The organism is Bacillus sp. GW823-FHT06B01, assembly GCF_058952315.1.
In genome coordinates this window covers 170,613-190,383 of record NZ_JBXAHR010000002.1, presented here as the reverse complement: position 1 = coordinate 190,383, position 19,771 = coordinate 170,613, and the positions used below count along the sequence as shown (strand labels likewise).

Here is a 19,771-nt window from a genome sequence, read left to right as displayed (position 1 = left end):
ACTCCCTACTTTACTATCCAACATTTTCTATTAGTATACAGCAAAACCGTTTACTATACATTTGTTTCCTGCATAGCAGCGAATTCATCCTCAGAAATAAGGACATCTCTCGGTTTCGTTCCTCTTCCTTCAGAAATAATCCCTTGCGATTCCATCTCTTCAATGAGACGTGCCGCGCGATTATAACCGATGCGGAATTTTCGCTGTACAGAAGATGTGGACGCTCCCCCTTGTTCTACAACAAATTGACATGCATCAAAGAACAATTCGTCTTCCGATTCAGCTTGTTCTGTTTTCGCTAATAAATCCTCTTGCTTAAATAAGTAATTCGGCTTCATTTGCTTTCTCACATGATCAACTGTTTTCTCAATCTCATCATCCGATACATATACACCTTGTACACGAACTGGTTTAGACGTACCGTTTCCTAAAAATAGCATATCACCACGGCCAAGTAATTTCTCCGCGCCCCCAATATCAATAATCGTACGCGAATCAACTTGAGATGATACAGTAAACGCAATACGCGTTGGAATGTTTGACTTAATTAAACCTGTAATAACATCTACAGACGGACGCTGCGTTGCTACTAATAAATGAATACCACAAGCACGTGCTTTTTGCGCAATACGACAAATCGCTTCCTCAACATCACCAGGTGCTACCATCATTAAATCGGCTAACTCGTCAATGACAATAACGATATAAGGTAATGTCTCTCCTGGAATTTCTCGCCCACTTACAATCGTATTATAACGAGTTAAATCACGAGCACCAGCGTGCGCAAACAATTCATAACGACGCTCCATTTCTTCAACCGCCCACTTTAATGCAGCTGTCGCTGCTTTTACATCCGTAATAACAGGTGCTACAAGATGCGGAACAGAATTGTATGGTGCAAGCTCAACCATCTTCGGATCGATTAACATTAACTTCACTTCATGCGGTTTCGCTTTATATAAAATGCTCGTTAAAATTGCGTTAATGCACACACTTTTACCAGAACCCGTTGCACCCGCAATAAGTCCATGTGGCATTTTTCGAATATCCGTTACAATTGGATCGCCTGAAATATCAAGTCCTAGCGCAACTGTAAGCGGTGATTCGCTCTTTGTAAACACAGGACTTCTTAAAATTTCACGAAGGAATACTGGCTTACTTTCTTTATTTGGAACTTCGATTCCAATCGCACTCTTCCCTGGAATCGGTGCTTCAATACGAATATCTTTCGCTGCTAAACTCAGTTTAATATCATCACTTAAGTTTGTAATTTTATTTACTTTCACACCTGGATCTGGCTGTACTTCAAAACGAGTTACCGCTGGACCTTGCGATACGTTAATAACATGTGCACCAACGTGGAAATTATTAAATGTTGTATCTAATAATTCTTTCTGTTCATCCAACCATTCCGTATTATCTAACGCTGCCTGCTGCGGAATTGACAACAATGTTAATGGCGGAATTGCATATGTCGGTGGTGTTTGCAATACATTTCGCATATCGTTCTCTCTTTGATTTACAACATATGCTTTCTCTTGTACTTCCGTACTTGAAGTTGGCTTTTGTACTTGCTCTACCACCACTTGTTGCACTGGACGTTCTTCCACTTGTGATTCCACCACTACTTGCTGCATTGGTTTCTCTTCCACTTGTGGTTCTACTACTACTTGCTGCATTGGTTTCTCTTCCACTTGTGGTTCTACTGCCACTTGCTGCATTGGTTTCTCTTCCACTTGTGGTTCTACTGCCACTTGTTGCATTGGTCTTTCTTCCACTTGTGGTTCCACTACTACTTGCTGCATTGGCTTTTCTTCCACTTGTTGGACAGGCTTATTCTCTACTCGTTCACTCATAGAAGGTTGCATTGCATTTACTCTAGCCGCATGTCTTTCCATTAATCGCGTTCTGTCTTGTTTCAACATAACAACATTAAATGGGACATGGCGCTTTTTCTGACGTTTTGGTTCTTCTTTTTGTACAATTGGTTGCTCTTCTAAGACCGGTGTTTCCTCTACAACTTGTCGTTCTTCTGCAATCCGTGCTTCTTCTACAACTCGTTGTTCTTCCGCAATCGGCGCTTCTTCTACAACTCGTTGTTCTTCCGCAATCGGCGCTTCTTCTACAACTCGTTGCTCTTCCGCAATCAGTGCTTCTTCTACAACTTGTTTTTCTTCTGCAATCAGTGCTTCTTCTACAACTGGCTGCTCTTCCGCAATCAGTGCTTCTTCTACAACCTGTTTTTCTTCTGCAATCAGTGCTTCTTCTACAACTGGCTGCTCTTCCGCAATCAGTGCTTCTTCTACAACTTGTTGTCCTTCTGCAATCGGTGCTTCCTCTACAACTCGTTGCTCTTCTGCAATCGGCGCCTCTTCTACAACTGACTGCTCTTCCGCAATCGGCGCTTCTTCTACAACTGACTGCTCTTCCGCAATCGGCGCTTCTTCTACAACTGACTGCTCTTCCGCAATCGGCGCTTCTTCTTTCTACAACTGACTGCTCTTCCGCAATCCGTGCTTCTTCTACAACTCGTTGTTCTTCTGCAATTAAAACATTTGCAAAGCTTTGAACATCTTTTTTCGTTTGTTCATCAGCCTCAGCAACATGTATGAATTCATTCGTTTGTTCAATCGCTTCATTTAAAACCATTTCTTGCTGTGTTTCCTCAAGCGCTACAGGTTCTGCTTCTTCTGGCGCTTCTGCAATTACTTCCACTTCTTCTAGCTCTTCTGCTTCTACAATTACTTCCACTTCTTCTAGCTCTTCCGTTTCCGTAATTACTTCTACTTCTTCTAGCTCTTCCGTTTCCGTAATTACTTCTACTTCTTCTAGCTCTTCTGCTTCTGCAATTACTTCCACTTCTTCTAGCTCTTCTGCTTCCGCAATTACTTCTACTTCTTCTAGCTCTTCTGCTTCCGCAATTACTTCTACTTCTTCTAGCTCTTCTGCTTCCGCAATTACTTCCACTTCTTCTAGCTCTTCTGCTTCCGCAATTACTTCCACTTCTTCTGACTCTTCTGTTTCTGCAATTACTTCCACTTCTTCTGGTATTTCCACGATGATTGTTTCTTCAAGTTTTTCTTCTGCTTTGACAATCACTGATTCTTCTGGAGCTTGCTTTTCTACTTCAATAGTAGGTTGTTCTATTTCTGTATTACGTTTAGTTTCTTCTGATAATATTGTATCCTCGTGCTCTACTTTAGAATCTACTAATTCTGTTTGTAGAATGTTTTTGACCACTACATCACTTTCTTGCTTAGCATCTTCCATACGCTCAGCAATTGTTTGATGAGGTACTTCACCCGCTGGAACTGCCTGCTGTGCACTAATTTCTTGAACCACTTCTTTTTCTTCTACTATAGGCTCTTGGCGTTCAATTTCATAACCGTTTTTCTCTAGCCATTGATCGACAACTGACTTTTCTTCCTTTTTACTTTGTTGATCTCGCTGATCAACACCTTCATGACTGGAAGAATTCGTTGCTTGTCCTTCTGAGAAATCAGATAATGTATATCCTTTTTTCTCTAACCATGCATCAACGACTGATTTGCCCTCTACAGATATTTCAAGATCTTCTCTTTCCTTTTTTTCCTCCTGCTTTTCTACCTTTTTCTCTACAGAAGGACGATTATATCCGTAAATTGGCGAGATCATTTCTGTTGGACGAAATGGTCTACGGTTACTTTCTTGCGAAGGTACAGATGCTTTCTTTACGACAGGCTCTCTCTCCGGTTCATATTGCATTTCCGGCTCTTCATATGTAGAAACTACCTTTTCCACATACTGTCGTCTACTTCTTTCCACTTTGACCCCTCTTTGAGTAGGCTGATTTTCATATGTTACAACTTGAACAGGTTGTTCTTCAAAATGCCCTGTTGCTATAACATCCTCTTCATCGAACCCATTATCCGGTACTAATGGAAAACGGCATTTACCTGCATTCCGACTTGCCATTTGTGCTTCTCTTGCTTCAGTGTAGTGGTTTACACGAGGGATCTTCGGCTGACTTTCGATTTGCTTTGGTACTTCTTTATTTATCGCTGTTTGTTCTTCCTCTTTGTTAAACAGCTTTTTCATCCAATCTAACATGCTTACCACTCTTTCTACTAAATAGTAACATCCTTTATTGTATCAGCATTCGGCAAAAAGTGCAGGTAAAATTAAGCATGTCATATTTATCCATAACATTCTAATTTACGAGTGTTTTCATACGGAAAAACGCAGCCTTCCATGTAAGACTGCGTTTAAGCTTTACTCTTCCGATACTCATCTACACTATCCGTTACACTTTGCAATAAAGAATTTACATACTGTGGGTCAGATAATTTTTTATCTTCTTCAGAATTTGACATAAATCCAAGTTCTAATAGTACGCCAGGAACCTTTGCCCAATTAAATCCAGAAAGGTCATCCCTGAATTTAATTCCATTTACTTTCACTTGATGATTCTCTCTCATTTTATTTACAATCGTTTGAGAGATTTGAAGACTTTCAGCATAAATCTCTTTCGTGTACGGACTTCCTTCTGCCGGCGTTAATACAGCAAATCCACTTTGATTCGGATTTTCAGAGCCATCTGCATGAAGACGTAAAAATAAATTCGCCTTATGATCATTCGCGAATGTCGCGCGTTCTTTATTACTTATATCCACATCTTGTGACGTTCTCGTCATTAATACTTGTATTCCCTTTGCTTCTAACTTTTCTTTTAATACGGAAGCCATTTCTAATACAAGAACAGCCTCTCTTTTTTTCGTCACAACACCAGTTGTACCATCTGTCACTTTATATTTTTGCGTCGTTGCTCCTGGCCCGATCGGCTCCAAATTTAAATTTGCTTTTTGTTGATGCCCCGGATCAATAACAACAAGAAACTTTCCTTGTTTTTCATTACTCTGTACTTTTTGTTCATTATTTTGCCGCGGTTGCTCAGTTGGCTGTACTGGCATAGATTCCTGTTTCTTTTCCTCGGCCGGCACTTCCTCCTGCTTATGCTCCACTTGCTCATTCGTTTGAACTTCTTTCTTTTCTTGTTCTTCTTGCTGCTTTTCTACCGGTGCGTCTTCCTTGTTATCTTGTTTTTTTTCCTGCATAGAAGATGTTACTTCTTTTTTCGGCTCTTCTTGCGAACAACCTCCCATATATATTCCAATGAATACAATCATGCTCATTATTTTTATATACTTCATGTGTTTCTCCCATCACTTTGCACCGGTCTCAAAGTTTTTTATAATTGTTTTATAATCTCATCCATATTTCCAATATGAACGGGTTGCCATGTTTCTGTACCACGCTCTGCCGTATAAACTAAATACGCACCATCAGCCACATTTACGAAAATCGGATCCCCCATATCTGTTTCGTATCCGATAACAATCCATTCTTCTTTCCATTTTCCATGTTCTTCACTTATTAATGAATTTTTATGTTTATCATATCGATAACCGATTTGCCCTTTTTCTAATTCATTTTCGCTAAACAAATATATTTCATAGGAACCTAGTTCGATATCTTGCTGTTTTGAAGTTTCAATTCGTTTCAGAAGTTCTGCAATTTTTAGTTGTTGTTTCATACGTCTATCCCCTTCTATTTTTCTAAATTTTAACTAGTTTGTTTATAAAATACAATATAGTTTTTGAGAAAAAAGGTGACATCCTTATCATATGAACGATTTTTTGAATATATCTGTCACAACTCGCAATATATGAATGATTCAACAGAAAAGAGAGGCTGTCCAAAAGGACAACCTCTCTTTTCTTACATCAATTAAAATTTGAACTCTTGTCCAACTTCAAAGCTATCTTCTAATACAAGAATACCTTTTTCTTGTGGAGCATCTGGAAGCTCTAATTCACGCGCTGAGCAAATCATTCCAGAAGAAGGAACACCGCGAAGTTCAGCTGGTTTAATTAACATACCGCTTGGCATTACAGCACCGATTTTTGCAACGACAACTTTTTGTCCTGCATCAACGTTCGGTGCGCCACATACGATTTGTAATGTTTCTGTACCGATTTCTACTTTACAAATGTTTAGCTTATCAGCATTTGGATGCTTCTCTTTTTCAGCTACATAGCCTACAACAAATTTTGGAGAAAGATCTGCTTCTACTTTTTCTTCAAAGCCGTTCTTCGCTAAAATCCCGTTGATTTTTTCTACAAATTCTTTCGTTAATGTTAGGTTACCTGTTTCTTTTACTTCTAAGTAAGAAGACGCATTAAAGATGTTGAATCCTGCTGTTACATTGCTTTCACGATCGTATACGCGTGCAACATCTCCTTTGCGATCAAAAGTACGGTTCTCTAAAGTAATATCTTGTAAGGCAACAATTAGAGTGTCACCAATTCCTTCAAGGTTGTAAAAAACGTTCACTTCGTTCATCCTTTCTCTTTTCCATCTATCTTCTTCCGATTCTTCGCTAAAATAAAGATTGGCTCGAAGTCTCCATCTTCATATACGAATGAAAGTGATGTAATCGGAACATGCCCTTCGGCAAAAAATTTCATTGTCATTTGTGCAATAATATCATAACCGATTTCGTTGACGATATCAGCAATAATTAATACATCTTGGTGAGGAACAGCAACAACCATGTCACCAGAAATCTTTTCACGCATCGATTGTAGTAACGATTCGTTTAAAATACGCGTCGCATCATACCCATCATTTGTGTTTAAAAAGTAGAATGTATTCCCTGCTACTGTTTCTTGTTTAAATTCATATCCTAATGAGCGAGCGTTGAATAATGCCATCTCACGCACTTGTTGCTCTGTAAGTTCTAATTTTTGTAATAGACGCTCATCAATGAGTCGATACGTTTTATTCGAATCTAACGCGTAGTAAATACGTGTTTCCGCCGTATGATCCGTCATAATAAACGGATTTCCTTCTTCTGCTTGTTTCGGGAAAGAAGTAGAGCGAATAACAGGTAAAATTTTCGCTGCGCTATTTTCTTCTTTATGCATCGCAATTAACGCTTCTTGTACGTAATAAGCAACCTCTTCAATTGCTTTTTCTTTATTCACTTCCCATTTTGCCACAACTCCTGGAAGCGATACGTTAATACCTTTTTTCGAGTCTTTCTGTTCTATACGTAGAACTTCTTTCTCGCTATCATACTGAAAGTCCCATTCTGGGCGAGATAATTTCTTCATTAACTCGTCTTTCATCTTTTTACTTGTCATCTTCATCTCTTTTTCCTCCCTTCCAAAAAAATAACCTCCCCCGCGAAGGTAGAGGTTGTTTTACAATTCAATTGGCAAATTGCCTTATTTTAAACCTTCAATGAACTCTTCGATTTGCTCTTGTGTTTTACGATCTTTGTTTACATAGCGACCTGTTTCTTCACCCTTATTGTACGCTACAAAGCTTGGAATGCCAAATACGTCTAATTTTACGCATAGATCAATAAACTCATCACGATCTACATAGTAAAATGAGAAATCACTATATTTCTCTTCTACTTCTGGCATAAACGGGTCTACAAAACGGCAGTCTGGGCACCATTCTGCTGAGAACATAAAGACTACATTCTCTTCATTTTTCAATTGTTGGAATTGCTCCATGCTTTCTAATGATTTCATCTATATTTCCTCCTCTAACGAGTGCATTTTTTCATGTTATAATCTTTCTTTTATACTACCATACATCGCGCATGGTGCAAGGTTTATGCTTGCTTTTCGTCATACTTATATTGCCCAACAAGTAACTTAACAACGTGTACAAATAATTCCGTGCGGTCGACATAATCATCTGTAAAAATACCGATAGCACCTTCGTGACTACGAATATCTTTTCTCTGTACAAACTCTTCCATCACTTCACTTAACTCCTTGCCATCTTCAAGAGGTGCTAAAAAATCGTCTGGTAACTTAATACGCGCCCCGCCTGCAACGAATGTTTTACCGTCACTTGTTGCTAGCGCGCCCCAGTTACACATAAATAAACCGTGCTCCGTTTTCATTACGCCACCTTCTAATCCAATACCAATTTGAGCTTCTCCTTCTTGTAGCGCTCGCTTCGCTCTATTAACCGCTCCTTGCATCGTCTCTTCATCTGTAAACGGCTGATTTGCTACCCCTGAAGGAACAGAAAGAGATGTAATTATAGCATCCTTCCAAACCTTCTCCACAGCACCAACTTTCGTTTTATTCTTCGATCCAACTACTACTTTCATTTCGTTCACCTCTATATACATTCATCATCTTACCTTAATCAAATTACTCTTTATACATGGGAGCACGGCCACCACTCATCGATAGGGTATCTCTCCCACCTAAAAAAAGAAAGGCTCTTCAGCCCTTCTTCTCTACGCGTTATTCTTAATTGTCTCTAACGTCGTTTTATCCGTTGCTCTTACAAGCTTCGTAATGAGTTCTTTTGCTGCCGCATAATCATCAACATGTAAAATAGAAGCATGTGTATGAATATAACGTGCGCAAACACCAATTACTGCTGATGGGATACCTGAGTTACTTGTATGTACACGGCCCGCATCTGTACCACCTTGTGAAATAAAGTATTGGTACGGAATGTTGTGTGTTTCTGCTGTATCTAAAATGAATTCGCGCATTCCTCTATGCGTTACCATCGTACGATCATAAATACGAAGAAGAGCACCTTTTCCTAATTGACCGAACTGTGTTTTGTCACCAGATGCATCGTTTGCTGGACTTGCATCAAGCGCATAGAAAATGTCTGGTTGAATCATATTTGCAGCAGTTTGTGCACCGCGAAGACCAACTTCTTCTTGTACAGTCGCACCAGAGTATAATGTGTTTGGTAATGTTTCGTCTTTTAATTCTTTTAGTAATTCGATTGCAAGGCCACATCCGTAACGGTTGTCCCAAGCTTTCGCCATAATTTTCTTTTCATTTGCCATCGGCGTAAACGGACAGATTGGCACGATTTGTTGCCCTGGTTTTACACCAATCTCAATCGCATCTTCGTAGCTATCTGCACCTATATCAATTAACATATTTTTTATATCCATCGGTTTTGCACGTTGCGCGTCACTTAATAAATGAGGAGGAATAGAACCAACAACCCCAATAACAGGACCATTCTTCGTCATAACTTGTACACGTTGCGCTAATAACACTTGACTCCACCAGCCGCCTAACGTTTGAAAACGAAGCATCCCATTTTTCGTAATTTGCGTAACCATGAAACCTACTTCATCCATATGACCTGCTACAAGAACACGTGGGCCAGTTTCGTCCCCTTTTTTCAGACCAAATACGCTACCTAAACCGTCTTGCACAATTTCATCCGCATATTTGCTTAACTCTTGCTTCATAAAACGGCGTACATCATGTTCGAAACCTGATGCACCTTGTAATTCTGTTAACGTACGAAATAATTGTAATGTCTCTTTATTCACGAAGTCCCCTTCTTTCAAACCTTAGTAGAATACCTCTTTTATTGTAACGAAATTTTCGAAATGTTTCTAGTTTCTTCTTTTTTAACTGTATTTGCTTTATAATTATTATTGGTACACTATTTTTATTTTATAGAATTGAGGTGAATATATGAGCTGGAAAGGTTTAGTAGCAGGTCTTGGCGTTGGGTTCGCAGCTGGTTATCTTGTTGCAAACAAAGTACAAGAACAATCCCATATTTCTTCAGAAAAAGCATTGAAAATGGTGAAACAAGCATTAAGTCATAAAGGTGAAATTACTGGCTCTTGGGTACATATGGTTCCAGAGGCATTTGAAAAATATGATGTCGCATACGAAGTTTATCGTGGCGGTCTTACAACAATGTTAGATGATATACAAGAACGATTTGAATTTTTAGTTGATGCTAAAACAGGTACTGTTTTAGAGGTTATAGCAGCATAAAAAGGAGGGTTCCCATTAGGTGAACCTCTTATTTTTTAATTGTGAAAGAAATAAAAGGAGTATCGATGTTAGATGATATTAGAAACCGAATACTTATGCCTAAAGGAAATGCGACAAGATGATTTTGATGATTTAAAAATGATGTTGCAAGATCCAGATGTAATGTATGCTTATGATCACAATTTTTCTGATGCTGATGTCCAATCCTGGTTAGATAGAAATATAAAACGATATAAAGATTTTGGCTTTGGCTTATGGGGGATATATCTAAAAGAAACTGATGAATTTATAGGAAATGCCGGTTTAAGTATGCAGTATACTGATGTTGAACAGGTCATAGAAATTGGCTATTTGCTAAAAAAAGAATTTTGGCATAAAGGTTACGCAAGTGAAATTACTAAAAGCATTAAAGAATATGCTTTTAATAAATTAGGACTGTCAAAAGTCTATTCAATTATTAAACATGACAATATTGCTTCACAAAAAGTTGCTAAGAAGCTTGGTATGATTAAAGAAAAAGAATTCATGACTAAATATTATACTGGAGATATGCTTCATTATTTATATAGCATATCTAAATAGGAGGCTGCTCCAGCAAATATTCTGGAACAACCTCCTATTTTTATGCTTCTACACTCGTTTTCCGCTCTATCTTTTCTACAATATGTCCTTCCTTATTCCACTTTACTGCACGGTAATACGCGTCATGATAAAACGTAAACCAAGCATCGTTTTCAGCGCCGTATTCCATCCACTTTTTCTTATTTTCAATTGATGTCATTGGATAATCATCGTAGGCCATCACCCATAGTACATTTTGATGTGCGTGCGTCGGCAATAGGTCTGCTAAATGAATCATCGTTTCACCTTTGCTTTCTAAAGCAATGACTGCATGTCCATCACTATGACCACCTGTATGCGCCATTTTTATTTCATCCGTAATTTCTATTTCTTGCTGGAATGTAACAACTTGATCTACAATCGGCTCCCAATTTTCCTTCCAATATGTATTACGCGACCTGAGATTTGGGTTCCTCATTTCATTCCATTCTGTTTCGCTTACGTAAACTTTCGCATTCGGAAACGATGGTACAAGGTGATCACCTTCCCATTTCGTTAAACCAGATGCATGATCAAAATGCAGGTGTGTCATTAAGACGTACTGAATATCTTCAGGTTTTAAATCTAGTTTTTCTAATGATTTATAAACCGATGACTCTTCTGTTACACCTTGATTTCGCTTCATCTTCTCATTCAATTTACCGTTTCCTATTCCGGAATCAATGAGCATATTACCGTCTTTCGTTTGCAAAAGTAACGGATCTGTTCGTAAATAAATATGATTTGTATCATTATGTTTATATTTACGTGACCAAAGCACTTTCGGTACAACACCAAACATTGCTCCCCCGTCTAAATGTGTGTTCCCGCCTTTTAGCCACGTCACTTTTATATCTCCAATTTGTAACTGTTCCATTTTTCATCCCCCTTTCCTTTCAATATTAACATAAAATTCAGATTATTTTAGTTACAAAAAAAACCTATGCATTACTGCATAGGCTCTGTGCGATATTTTGCTTCAACTCGGTAAATACGATGACCTTTACTTGAGAATTTCTCTTCGTATTCCGTCATAATGTTTCCTTCATAATCACTATTATGAAGATCTAGGCTCAGGTAAGTTAATAACATACCATACTCAGCCATACTCATTAGAGAGTATTCAAATAAACCTTGGTTATCTGTTTTGAAATGAATTTCTCCGCCTTCTACTAACACTTCTTCATAATTGCGTAAAAATGTTTTATACGTTAAACGACGCTTCGTATGACGATTCTTCGGCCATGGATCTGAGAAGTTTAAATAAACGCGGTCAATCTCACCTTTTGCAAAGAAAACTGTTAAATCTTCAGCATCTTTATTAATTAACTTTAAGTTCGGCACTTCTTCTTCAATTAATTTATCAAGTGCATCTACAACAACACTTGTGAATTTTTCAATTCCAATATAATTAATATGTGGGTTTGCTTTTGCCATATCGTACATAAAGCGGCCACGACCTGTACCTACTTCAATATGAATTGGTTGCTCATTTCCAAATACTTCTTTCCAGTTACCAGCGCGCTCCTCTGGGTTTCCAATTACGATATGTGAATACTCATTAATTCGATCCATTGCATATGGTTTATGTCTTAAACGCATAGATGTCTCCCTCTCTTTACATAGCTATTTTAAAGGAATAATTCCTTCTCTCTGTTTTAATCAATCTCCCAAACAAAAAACCAAGTACGTACGAGCACTCGGTCCGTTTCTTTCAAGTATAAGATGTACCATTTTGATAAAAACTACATACAGCATTAAACATTCCATGACGAAACAGCTTTTTCTCGTACATTTGAAGAGAAAAACAATCGAAAGGATGATCCGTTCATGCCAATTAATCAACAACATCAGTTAGAAGTGCTGAAAGATATTTTAGTCAATCACCAAAGTGATTGTTGCGGGACAGTTTCTGAATGCGAGCAATTAGAGCGTCTCATTCAATCGTTACTCGCAAACGATAGTATAAGTAGTGACGCTAAAGCAATGCTAAACGATGTATATTCTTATAGTCAATCGGGTAAATCTTCCTCTAATTTGGACAACCACATTTCCAATAATCAAGAACAACTTACTCAGTGGATTGCTGGAATGGACAATTTTTCTTAAGTATTACTCTGAAGCAAGTAGTTGCTGTAAATATTGATGCCAATATTCAGCTTCTGCTTGCTGTTTTTTTGTTGTGTGCCATTGCATAGACAAAATCGTTTGTGCTATTACATACCATCTCATACGCCTAAGCAGCGATTCATCCATTTCAATATCATAATATTCGAGCCACTCGCTCCATTCATGGCGCGGAATGTACCAATATAATAACATACCGAGGTCTAGAGCTGGGTCAGCAATTACAGCTCCATCCCAATCAATTAAAAACAACTCATCTTCATCCGACAATAGCCAGTTGTTATGGTTCACATCACAATGGCATACAACGAATTCATTGTATTCAATATCTTTTAATGAATCCATTAAATATTGAAGGCCTTGCTGAATTGTTTCATCATCCCTTATATCTCCTCTTAAAACCAGTTGCAGTTGTTGTAATAACTCTTGTGCGTGGAGCGGCTGCTTCCCAAGTCTTTGAATCATCTGTACAAGCGCTTTAGAAGAGTGTATTTTCTTCAAAAGTTTCGCAACACGTTCTAGTTTCATATCCTCTGGCTCTAGCTTCTGTCCCGGAAGCCATTTTTGAGCAGAAATTACATCACCGTTCGTTACCCTTCTTGTCCAAAGTAATTTTGGAACAATTCCTTCTGCTGACAATACCGCTAAAAAGGGCGATGTATTCCGCTTTAAAAATAACTTCTGTTGTCCGTTTTGCGCAATATACGCATCGCCCGTTACTCCACCAGCCGGTACAAGACTCCACTCTTTTCCTAATAATTGTTCCAACCATTCCATATTCATTACCCGTTAACAAATCCTTATCTTTTATAGTTATGAAAAGAAAAACCGCAACATTTCTACATATGTTGTGGATTCATATATTTTACTGTAAATGAAAAGAAAACTTGGCATAAGCCAAAAACTCTCTATTTTATTTTACAAAACCTGTCATAGAATGACAACTTATCAAAATCGTCACCTTTGTCAATTCTACATTTATTACATTCTCATCGTCAAGTAGCGATTTGTCACATTATCGTCAATATATACGTGCTAATCGGAGCGAGCCTAAGTTCCTTTCCTCTAAATGAAGAAATTGGCTCTATTTTCGCTTGCTTTTCGTTTACTAACACATGCCACGTTTCTTCTTTCGGAAGTTGCACCGTTTTAGCTTCTAAACCGCTATTAAATAAAACTATAATCTCTTTCCACGGTCCAAATGATTCTGCATGCTCTAGGTGATATGCAAGTACTTCTGGAGATGTTTGCAAAAAAGTCATGTGCTTTTTTATAAGGTCTGCGTTTTGTAATCGGAATGCTCTGTGCTCTTTGCGAATCGCAATTAAACCTTTTATATAGTTAACGGTCTCTATCTCTTCCTCTTTTTGATCCCAATCTAATTGATTAATTTCATCATTTGCATTATAACTATTTTCATTTCCTTGCTTCGTACGATAAAACTCTTGCCCAGCATGTAAGAAAGGAATGCCTTGCGAAAGAATCACCATTGCGCTCGCTAGAAGGTGACGTTTTTTCAAAATCTCTTCTGGTTCTTCATTACTCCGCATTAGTTTATCCCACATCGTCATATTGTCATGACATTCTACATAGTTAATGCTTTGCACAGGCTCTAGAAACAGACCTGTTTCTTTCATACTCAAAAGACTTCCCGATGCTATATACTGCAAATGATTACAGTCTACATGCCCACCAAATGCAAAACCACGCTTATTTATATGAAAGGTACTCCCTTTTATCCCATCACGAAATTGATCATTAAATTGCGCAATATGCGGCATTTTCTTTGCGTTATTTAACGTTGCTTTTTCCTCTAGAGGAAGTGGTGTTTGTAGCTCCCACCCTTCTCCTAATAACAATGCATCTCGCTTTATGTTTCGTACTTCTTTTTCTATTATATTCATTGTATCAACATCTAAAATTCCCATTAAGTCGAATCGGAATCCATCAACATTGTATTCAGTAAGCCAATATAAAATAGACTCTACAATAAATTTCCTCATCATTTTCCGTTCAGATGCTATATCATTCCCGACTCCCGTCCCATTAGAAGGCATACCATCTTCACCATGACGAAAATAATATCCTGGGACAAGCTTTTCAAATGATGATAGCTCTCTTTCATACACATGATTGTATACAACATCTATAATCACCCTAATGCCGTGCTCATGAAATGTTTCAATTAGTTGCTTACACTCTACTACCCTGTTATACGGATCAGAAGGGTTTGTAGCATAAAATCCCGTAGGCGCATTATAATATAATGGATTGTAACCCCAATTATATGCAGAAGAAGGATTCGCCTCATCTACACCACCGAAACAATATAAAGGCAATAATTCAACATGTGTAACACCCAAATCTTTTATATGAGACAAGCCTGTTAACGTCCCATTTCGCCCTGTTGTCCCTTCTTCCATTAGCCCTTTATATGTTCCTTTTTTACTCACTCCACTGCCCTGATGAATAGTCGCATCACGAATATGCAGTTCATACAGTATGGCATCTGTCATTGCGTGTAATGGTGGTAATTGCTCTCGTCTTGTTACATTTGTCTTTTCCAAATCGATAACAACGCCGTACTTCCCATTTACAGTCACTGACTTTGCGTAAGGATCCACTGCTTCATTCCATATTAAATTAATACAAACAAGAAATGTATACTTTTCTCCAGCTAAATTACCTTGTAATGTATGAGTCCAAACCCCACTTTCTCCTCTATACATTTCATGATCGGTATATTCTTTATCACTTTTATAAATCCTTACTTTCGCAAGCCTCGCAGTTGGAGCCCATACTTTAAATGTCGTTGCTTCTTTTTGATAAACAGCCCCTAAATCTGTACCCTCGTAATAATACTTTTCATCGAAAATCGCTGTTCTTATGACAGCACCTATTTGTAAATCTGTTTCTTCATTCCGTTCATCTCGTACTGTATAATACTTCCCCACATCTAGCGGCTCTTCTATAAAGCACTCATACTTCGTTGCATCCGGAAGCGCAATTGTATGAGCAATCGGTAAATCTTTCACGTTACTTCCTTCTTGCAAACGAAATGTCCGGCTTGTTCCATACGCATGTGGGAGCAAAATTGTAATTTTATTCATTTCATCTAAATAGGCATCAAATGGACGTTTTACTTTCAACATAAAAAAATCACCATCATTCTTAAAGTTAAAATAAAGTGAGACTTTAATCAGCGGGAAAGCTTTCCCCCACTGATTATTAGCCTTCACCAATTGGGCCTTTATGGGCAGTTGATATCCCACCTAACTTCTTTGCTTGATCCTAATTTTGGGGTAGGAGTCTTACTGCCCGCAAATAGAGGGATGAAACGAGCTGCAAATGATAAGACTTTTCTTATCATCGAAGCCCTATACAGTAACTCATTATTCTCTATAGTATATTCACCTGTATAAAAAACGTTTTCATACATTCTATTTTTGTAATTTTATTTCAGCAATCGCTTTATACTTCGGTGTCTCCTTCACGTGAGATTCGTATAAAGTAATCGTATCCGCTTGAAATGATATTTCAGGCACTTCCTTTATATGTTCTAAATCGAACTTCTCTTCTCCTACCCATTTACGAGCAACAGTAATATGCGGATGATACGGGCGCGCTTCTAAAGAAAATCCATTCCCTTCACACATAGCGTGCACTTGCTTTTGTAATTGAAGCAAATCGTAATTCTCGCTTACCTTCGACCAAAAAATACGCGGCCTATCTTCCATACCGAACGTAGAAAATCCTTGTAATGTGAACGATAGTTCTTTCATTTCTGTAATTGTTTGTAATCCATTCTTTATTCCTTCTAATTGTTCCTCTGTTGCACTACCTAAAAATGAAAGGGTAATATGGTAGTCTTCTTTATGTACCCATGAACGAAATGGTAATTCCTCCTGCATTTCCTCTTTATAGTTAGACAGCACTTCTTTTATATGATTCGGTAACGTAATCGCGACAAAATAATGCGGCTCCATGTACATCTTCTCCTTCTTTCTATTGTTGCTTTTCTTTCTTATCTCATTCAATTAATAAGAATCAAACTTCCCTACAAGTCTAACCAAGTTAGGGTCGCGTTAATAAAGTGAAACTTTAATCAGTGGGGGTTTTGTCCATCCCCTACTGATTATCAGCCCTCACCAATCGGGCTTTTACGGGCATTTGATCCCCACCTAACTTCTTCGCTTTCGCTAAATTTTAAGGTAGGGTCTTACTGCCCGTTAATGCGGGATAAATGAAATTATATCGAAATCTCGACAAGGAATATCGACTTAACAACTAAATACGATAAGAAAAGCAACCTATACGTAACAGAAAACCGTCCCAAAATATGTATCGGGACGGCCTCTTCTTATTTATATATCCATTACTTCGCTAATTCATGAATTGCTTGCGCGTAAATTGCTGTTGCTTTTAATAAGTCTTCAATTTCAATGTATTCGTCTTTTTGATGCGCAAGTTCTTCTTTTCCAGGGAACAACGGACCAAACGCAACGCCAGCTTTCAATGAACGAGCGTAAGTACCACCGCCGATTGCTAATAGTTCTGCTTTTTCTCCTGTTTGTTCTTCATATACGCGCTGCAACGTACGAATTAACACGTGGTCTTTATCAACATGATGCGGGCGAGAGTTTGAATAATCCGCCACTTTAAATCCATGATTACCAACGTATTCTTTTAACTTTGCAATCATTTCGTCAAAGTTAGTCGTAACTGGGTAACGTACATTTAATCCTAAATTACCACCATTCTCTTTCGTATAAGAAAGGCGACCAACATTCACAGTTAACGGTCCGCTAATATCGTCTTTATAAGAAATACCTGCTTTCTCTCCTAAAATATCTCCTGTAAATGTTTCTGTTACAAACGATGCAAATGAAGACCCTTTTCCATCAAGAGCAACTGTAGTTAAGAAGTTTGCCAGTAATAAACCTGCATTCTCACCCTTCTCTGGAGTAGATCCGTGAGCTGAAATCCCTTTAATTTGCAACGTCACCGTATTACCTTCTACAATTGCTTCGCCTATTTTTTTAGCAGTTTGTAAATACTCTTCATATGCTACTGTAAGTGCATTTACATCTTCTCCTGTAATAATCGCTTCTGCAAAATCAGGAACCATATTTAAACGGCGACCTGATTCAAATGAAACAAGTTCATATGTACCTTTCTTTTCTTCACTACCACTTTGCACAACTTGTATATCAGAAATTCCTTTTTCTGCATTAATAATTGGAAAATCTGCGTCTGGCGCAAAACCGATTGTTGGCATTTCTTCGTTTTTAAAGTAGTGATCTACACATTTCCAATTGCTTTCCTCATCTGTTCCTAAAATCATGCGAACGCGTTTTGAAAGAGACAAACCTAATTCTTTCACAATTTTCATCGCATAATAAGCTGCCATCGTTGGGCCTTTATCGTCAATTGCACCACGTGCAAAAATCTTTCCATCGCGAATATCTGCACTATATGCGGGAGTCGTCCAGCCATCTCCTTCTGGTACAACATCAACGTGACAAAGAATACCTACTAACTCTTCTCCTTGTCCCATTTCAAGATGACCTGCATACCCTTCTAAATTTTTAGAAGCAAAACCTTCCGTTTCTCCTTTATGTAACATGAAAGATAAAGCTTTTTCTACACCTTCACCGAATGGTGCGCCCTCTTTCGCTGATTCTTCTTCCCATACACTTTTAATTTGTAAAAATTGTTGTGTATCACGAATTAAATCATCTTTTCGTTTTGCAACTTCTTCTGTCCAATTAATCGCTGACATCACGCATCCATCCTTCACTATATTGTTTCTTTCATCATAACAAACCGAAATCTCTTATGCCATATACGAAACTCAAATACCTAACAATTGTAATATTTCAGATATTTCTTATTAGTTTTTCTTTTATTTTTCTAAAAAAATTTGCAGGAATTTGGCGTTTTACGTAGAATTTTATGTGTTAGTTGACTGACCATATATACAATGTCAACTACCAATATTTTTCTATATGAATATTTGTTAAATTTCTGTAAAATTTAAGTAGATTAAAGCATGAATTTTATCATGTAGAGTACAATGGTAGTAACGACCTTCTTTCCTGAATGGGGTCAAAAAAACTAGTAGAGGAGTGGTTTTCTCTTGAAACCTACAACTACTCGTATGCTAACACGCATTAAATCAATTTATATGTACATCAATGAAAACGGAACGGTAACGACGAAAGACCTTGTAGATGAGTTCGGGATCACACCGCGAACGATACAACGTGATCTAAATGTGTTGCAGTTTAATGAACTCGTGTATAGCCCTTGCCGCGGTAAGTGGACAACAACAGGAAAGAAAGTGAGAATGACCTCATAACGAAAAATAATTGTATGTAAATAAATACATACCCCTTTCTAACTCATTAGAAAGGGGTCTTTTCTGCGCCAAAAACAGCACTATTTCTCAGTATCTACTTGATATGTTTTTAACATTTCTACTTCTTCATCTGATAGCTCTCGGTATTGTCCAAGTTCTAGCTCTTCATCTAATACTAATGGTCCCATCTCTGTTCTCTTTAGGTAGACTACTTTTTTCCCTACCGCTTCAAACATACGCTTCACTTGATGGAACTTTCCCTCTGTAATTACAAGCTCGATTTCAGAAATCTCATCGCTTTTTAATATTGTAAGTGCACCTGGCTTTGTTTCATAGCCATCATCTAAAATAACACCTTTAGCAAACTCTTTTACATCCTCTTCTGTTACTACTCCTGCAATGTGTGCATAATATTTTTTCGGCACATGCTTTTTCGGAGATAACAATTGATGTGATAACTTCCCGTCATTTGTTATCAATAAGAAACCTTCCGTATCAATATCAAGTCGTCCAACTGGGAACGGATCAAAGATTGCATCTTCTAACTCTAATAAATCTATTACCGTTTCATGATTATCATCTTCTGTCGCTGAAATAACGCCTTGTGGTTTATGCAACATTAAATAAACAAACTCTTTATATTCCACAACTTCTCCGTGAATCATAACTTCTTGCTCTTCTACATTTACATGAACCTTCGCATCTTTCACTGGCGTTCCATCAATTTTTACAACGCCGTCTTTCAATAATTTCTTTACTTCTTTTCTACTTCCATATCCCATATTTGCTAATAATTTATCTAATCTCACGTTTTTCACCTTCTTTGTTTATCATAGAAAAG

At 37.8% G+C, this 19,771-nt stretch carries 19 protein-coding genes and 1 pseudogene; 4 read left to right on the top strand and 16 right to left on the bottom strand.

Going from position 1 to position 19,771, the window contains the following annotated elements; translation table 11 throughout:
* Positions 1-53 precede the first annotated feature (53 nt).
* The 9 genes and pseudogenes from AC1Q8N_RS07945 to AC1Q8N_RS07905 all read right to left on the bottom strand — a co-directional run bounded on the left by AC1Q8N_RS07945 (position 54) and on the right by AC1Q8N_RS07905 (position 9,382).
* Entirely contained in the window at positions 54-1,925 is a 1,872-nt protein-coding gene (locus tag AC1Q8N_RS07945) for a DNA translocase FtsK (RefSeq protein ID WP_493521199.1), read from the bottom strand.
* 315 nt (positions 1,926-2,240) lie between these two features.
* Positions 2,241-4,089 (bottom strand): annotated as a pseudogene (locus AC1Q8N_RS07940) (DNA translocase FtsK); the annotation flags it as partial.
* 155 nt (positions 4,090-4,244) lie between these two features.
* Positions 4,245-5,189, bottom strand: a complete 945-nt coding sequence (locus AC1Q8N_RS07935) for an N-acetylmuramoyl-L-alanine amidase (protein ID WP_493521159.1) — start codon at positions 5,187-5,189, stop codon at positions 4,245-4,247.
* A gap of 38 nt (positions 5,190-5,227) precedes the next feature.
* Positions 5,228-5,572 (bottom strand): thiamine transporter, encoded by a 345-nt coding sequence (locus AC1Q8N_RS07930; RefSeq protein WP_098048123.1) that lies wholly within the window; start codon positions 5,570-5,572, stop codon positions 5,228-5,230.
* 194 nt (positions 5,573-5,766) lie between these two features.
* The gene (gene ytpR, locus AC1Q8N_RS07925; RefSeq protein WP_048540736.1) at positions 5,767-6,381 is read right to left on the bottom strand and encodes a YtpR family tRNA-binding protein; all 615 of its coding nucleotides are present in this window, start codon (positions 6,379-6,381) and stop codon (positions 5,767-5,769) included.
* Entirely contained in the window at positions 6,378-7,190 is an 813-nt protein-coding gene (locus AC1Q8N_RS07920) for a DUF1444 domain-containing protein (RefSeq protein ID WP_493521158.1), read from the bottom strand. The genes ytpR and AC1Q8N_RS07920 overlap by 4 nt, the downstream gene beginning before the upstream one ends.
* 78 nt (positions 7,191-7,268) lie before the next feature.
* The gene (locus AC1Q8N_RS07915) at positions 7,269-7,583 is read right to left on the bottom strand and encodes a thioredoxin family protein (protein WP_000838193.1); all 315 of its coding nucleotides are present in this window, start codon (positions 7,581-7,583) and stop codon (positions 7,269-7,271) included.
* Positions 7,584-7,666: 83 nt separating this feature from the next.
* Positions 7,667-8,176, bottom strand: coding sequence for a DUF84 family protein (locus tag AC1Q8N_RS07910; protein ID WP_098077501.1), 510 nt, complete (start codon positions 8,174-8,176; stop codon positions 7,667-7,669).
* A 132-nt stretch (positions 8,177-8,308) separates the two neighbouring features.
* On the bottom strand, positions 8,309-9,382 hold the full coding sequence (locus AC1Q8N_RS07905; RefSeq protein WP_001031515.1) for a M42 family metallopeptidase: 1,074 nt from the start codon (positions 9,380-9,382) through the stop codon (positions 8,309-8,311).
* Positions 9,383-9,530: 148 nt separating this feature from the next.
* On the opposite strand from AC1Q8N_RS07905, the gene AC1Q8N_RS07900 reads away from it, so the two are divergent.
* A complete protein-coding gene (locus AC1Q8N_RS07900; RefSeq protein ID WP_048540743.1) occupies positions 9,531-9,842 on the top strand; it encodes a PepSY domain-containing protein in 312 nt (103 codons plus the stop codon).
* A 72-nt stretch (positions 9,843-9,914) separates the two neighbouring features.
* Positions 9,915-10,424, top strand: a complete 510-nt coding sequence (locus AC1Q8N_RS07895) for a GNAT family N-acetyltransferase (RefSeq protein ID WP_098077504.1) — start codon at positions 9,915-9,917, stop codon at positions 10,422-10,424.
* 40 nt (positions 10,425-10,464) lie between these two features.
* Here AC1Q8N_RS07895 and AC1Q8N_RS07890 read toward each other — a convergent pair whose 3' ends face one another.
* Both AC1Q8N_RS07890 and trmB read right to left on the bottom strand, forming a co-directional pair.
* Positions 10,465-11,319 (bottom strand): YtnP family quorum-quenching lactonase, encoded by an 855-nt coding sequence (locus AC1Q8N_RS07890; protein WP_048540746.1) that lies wholly within the window; start codon positions 11,317-11,319, stop codon positions 10,465-10,467.
* A gap of 71 nt (positions 11,320-11,390) precedes the next feature.
* Positions 11,391-12,044 (bottom strand): tRNA (guanosine(46)-N7)-methyltransferase TrmB, encoded by a 654-nt coding sequence (gene trmB, locus AC1Q8N_RS07885; protein WP_001239384.1) that lies wholly within the window; start codon positions 12,042-12,044, stop codon positions 11,391-11,393.
* Positions 12,045-12,272: 228 nt separating this feature from the next.
* On the opposite strand from trmB, the gene AC1Q8N_RS07880 reads away from it, so the two are divergent.
* The gene (locus tag AC1Q8N_RS07880; RefSeq protein WP_001122236.1) at positions 12,273-12,551 is read left to right on the top strand and encodes a YtzH-like family protein; all 279 of its coding nucleotides are present in this window, start codon (positions 12,273-12,275) and stop codon (positions 12,549-12,551) included.
* Between the two features lie 3 nt (positions 12,552-12,554).
* On the opposite strand, the gene AC1Q8N_RS07875 is transcribed toward AC1Q8N_RS07880, so the two are convergent.
* The 4 genes from AC1Q8N_RS07875 to pepV all read right to left on the bottom strand — a co-directional run bounded on the left by AC1Q8N_RS07875 (position 12,555) and on the right by pepV (position 18,351).
* On the bottom strand, positions 12,555-13,352 hold the full coding sequence (locus AC1Q8N_RS07875; RefSeq protein ID WP_002096266.1) for a phosphotransferase family protein: 798 nt from the start codon (positions 13,350-13,352) through the stop codon (positions 12,555-12,557).
* A 227-nt stretch (positions 13,353-13,579) separates the two neighbouring features.
* Positions 13,580-15,721: a type I pullulanase gene (gene pulA, locus AC1Q8N_RS07870; RefSeq protein WP_098847307.1), complete on the bottom strand. Its 2,142-nt coding sequence runs from the start codon at positions 15,719-15,721 to the stop codon at positions 13,580-13,582.
* Between the two features lie 288 nt (positions 15,722-16,009).
* The gene (thpR, locus tag AC1Q8N_RS07865; protein ID WP_048540749.1) at positions 16,010-16,555 is read right to left on the bottom strand and encodes an RNA 2',3'-cyclic phosphodiesterase; all 546 of its coding nucleotides are present in this window, start codon (positions 16,553-16,555) and stop codon (positions 16,010-16,012) included.
* Positions 16,556-16,944: 389 nt separating this feature from the next.
* Entirely contained in the window at positions 16,945-18,351 is a 1,407-nt protein-coding gene (gene pepV, locus AC1Q8N_RS07860; RefSeq protein WP_493521157.1) for a dipeptidase PepV, read from the bottom strand.
* A gap of 357 nt (positions 18,352-18,708) precedes the next feature.
* Between pepV and AC1Q8N_RS07855 the strand changes: the two genes are divergently transcribed.
* On the top strand, positions 18,709-18,930 hold the full coding sequence (locus AC1Q8N_RS07855; RefSeq protein ID WP_000805512.1) for a DeoR family transcriptional regulator: 222 nt from the start codon (positions 18,709-18,711) through the stop codon (positions 18,928-18,930).
* Positions 18,931-19,010: 80 nt separating this feature from the next.
* On the opposite strand, the gene AC1Q8N_RS07850 is transcribed toward AC1Q8N_RS07855, so the two are convergent.
* Entirely contained in the window at positions 19,011-19,739 is a 729-nt protein-coding gene (locus tag AC1Q8N_RS07850; protein ID WP_048540752.1) for a pseudouridine synthase, read from the bottom strand.
* Positions 19,740-19,771 lie beyond the last annotated feature (32 nt).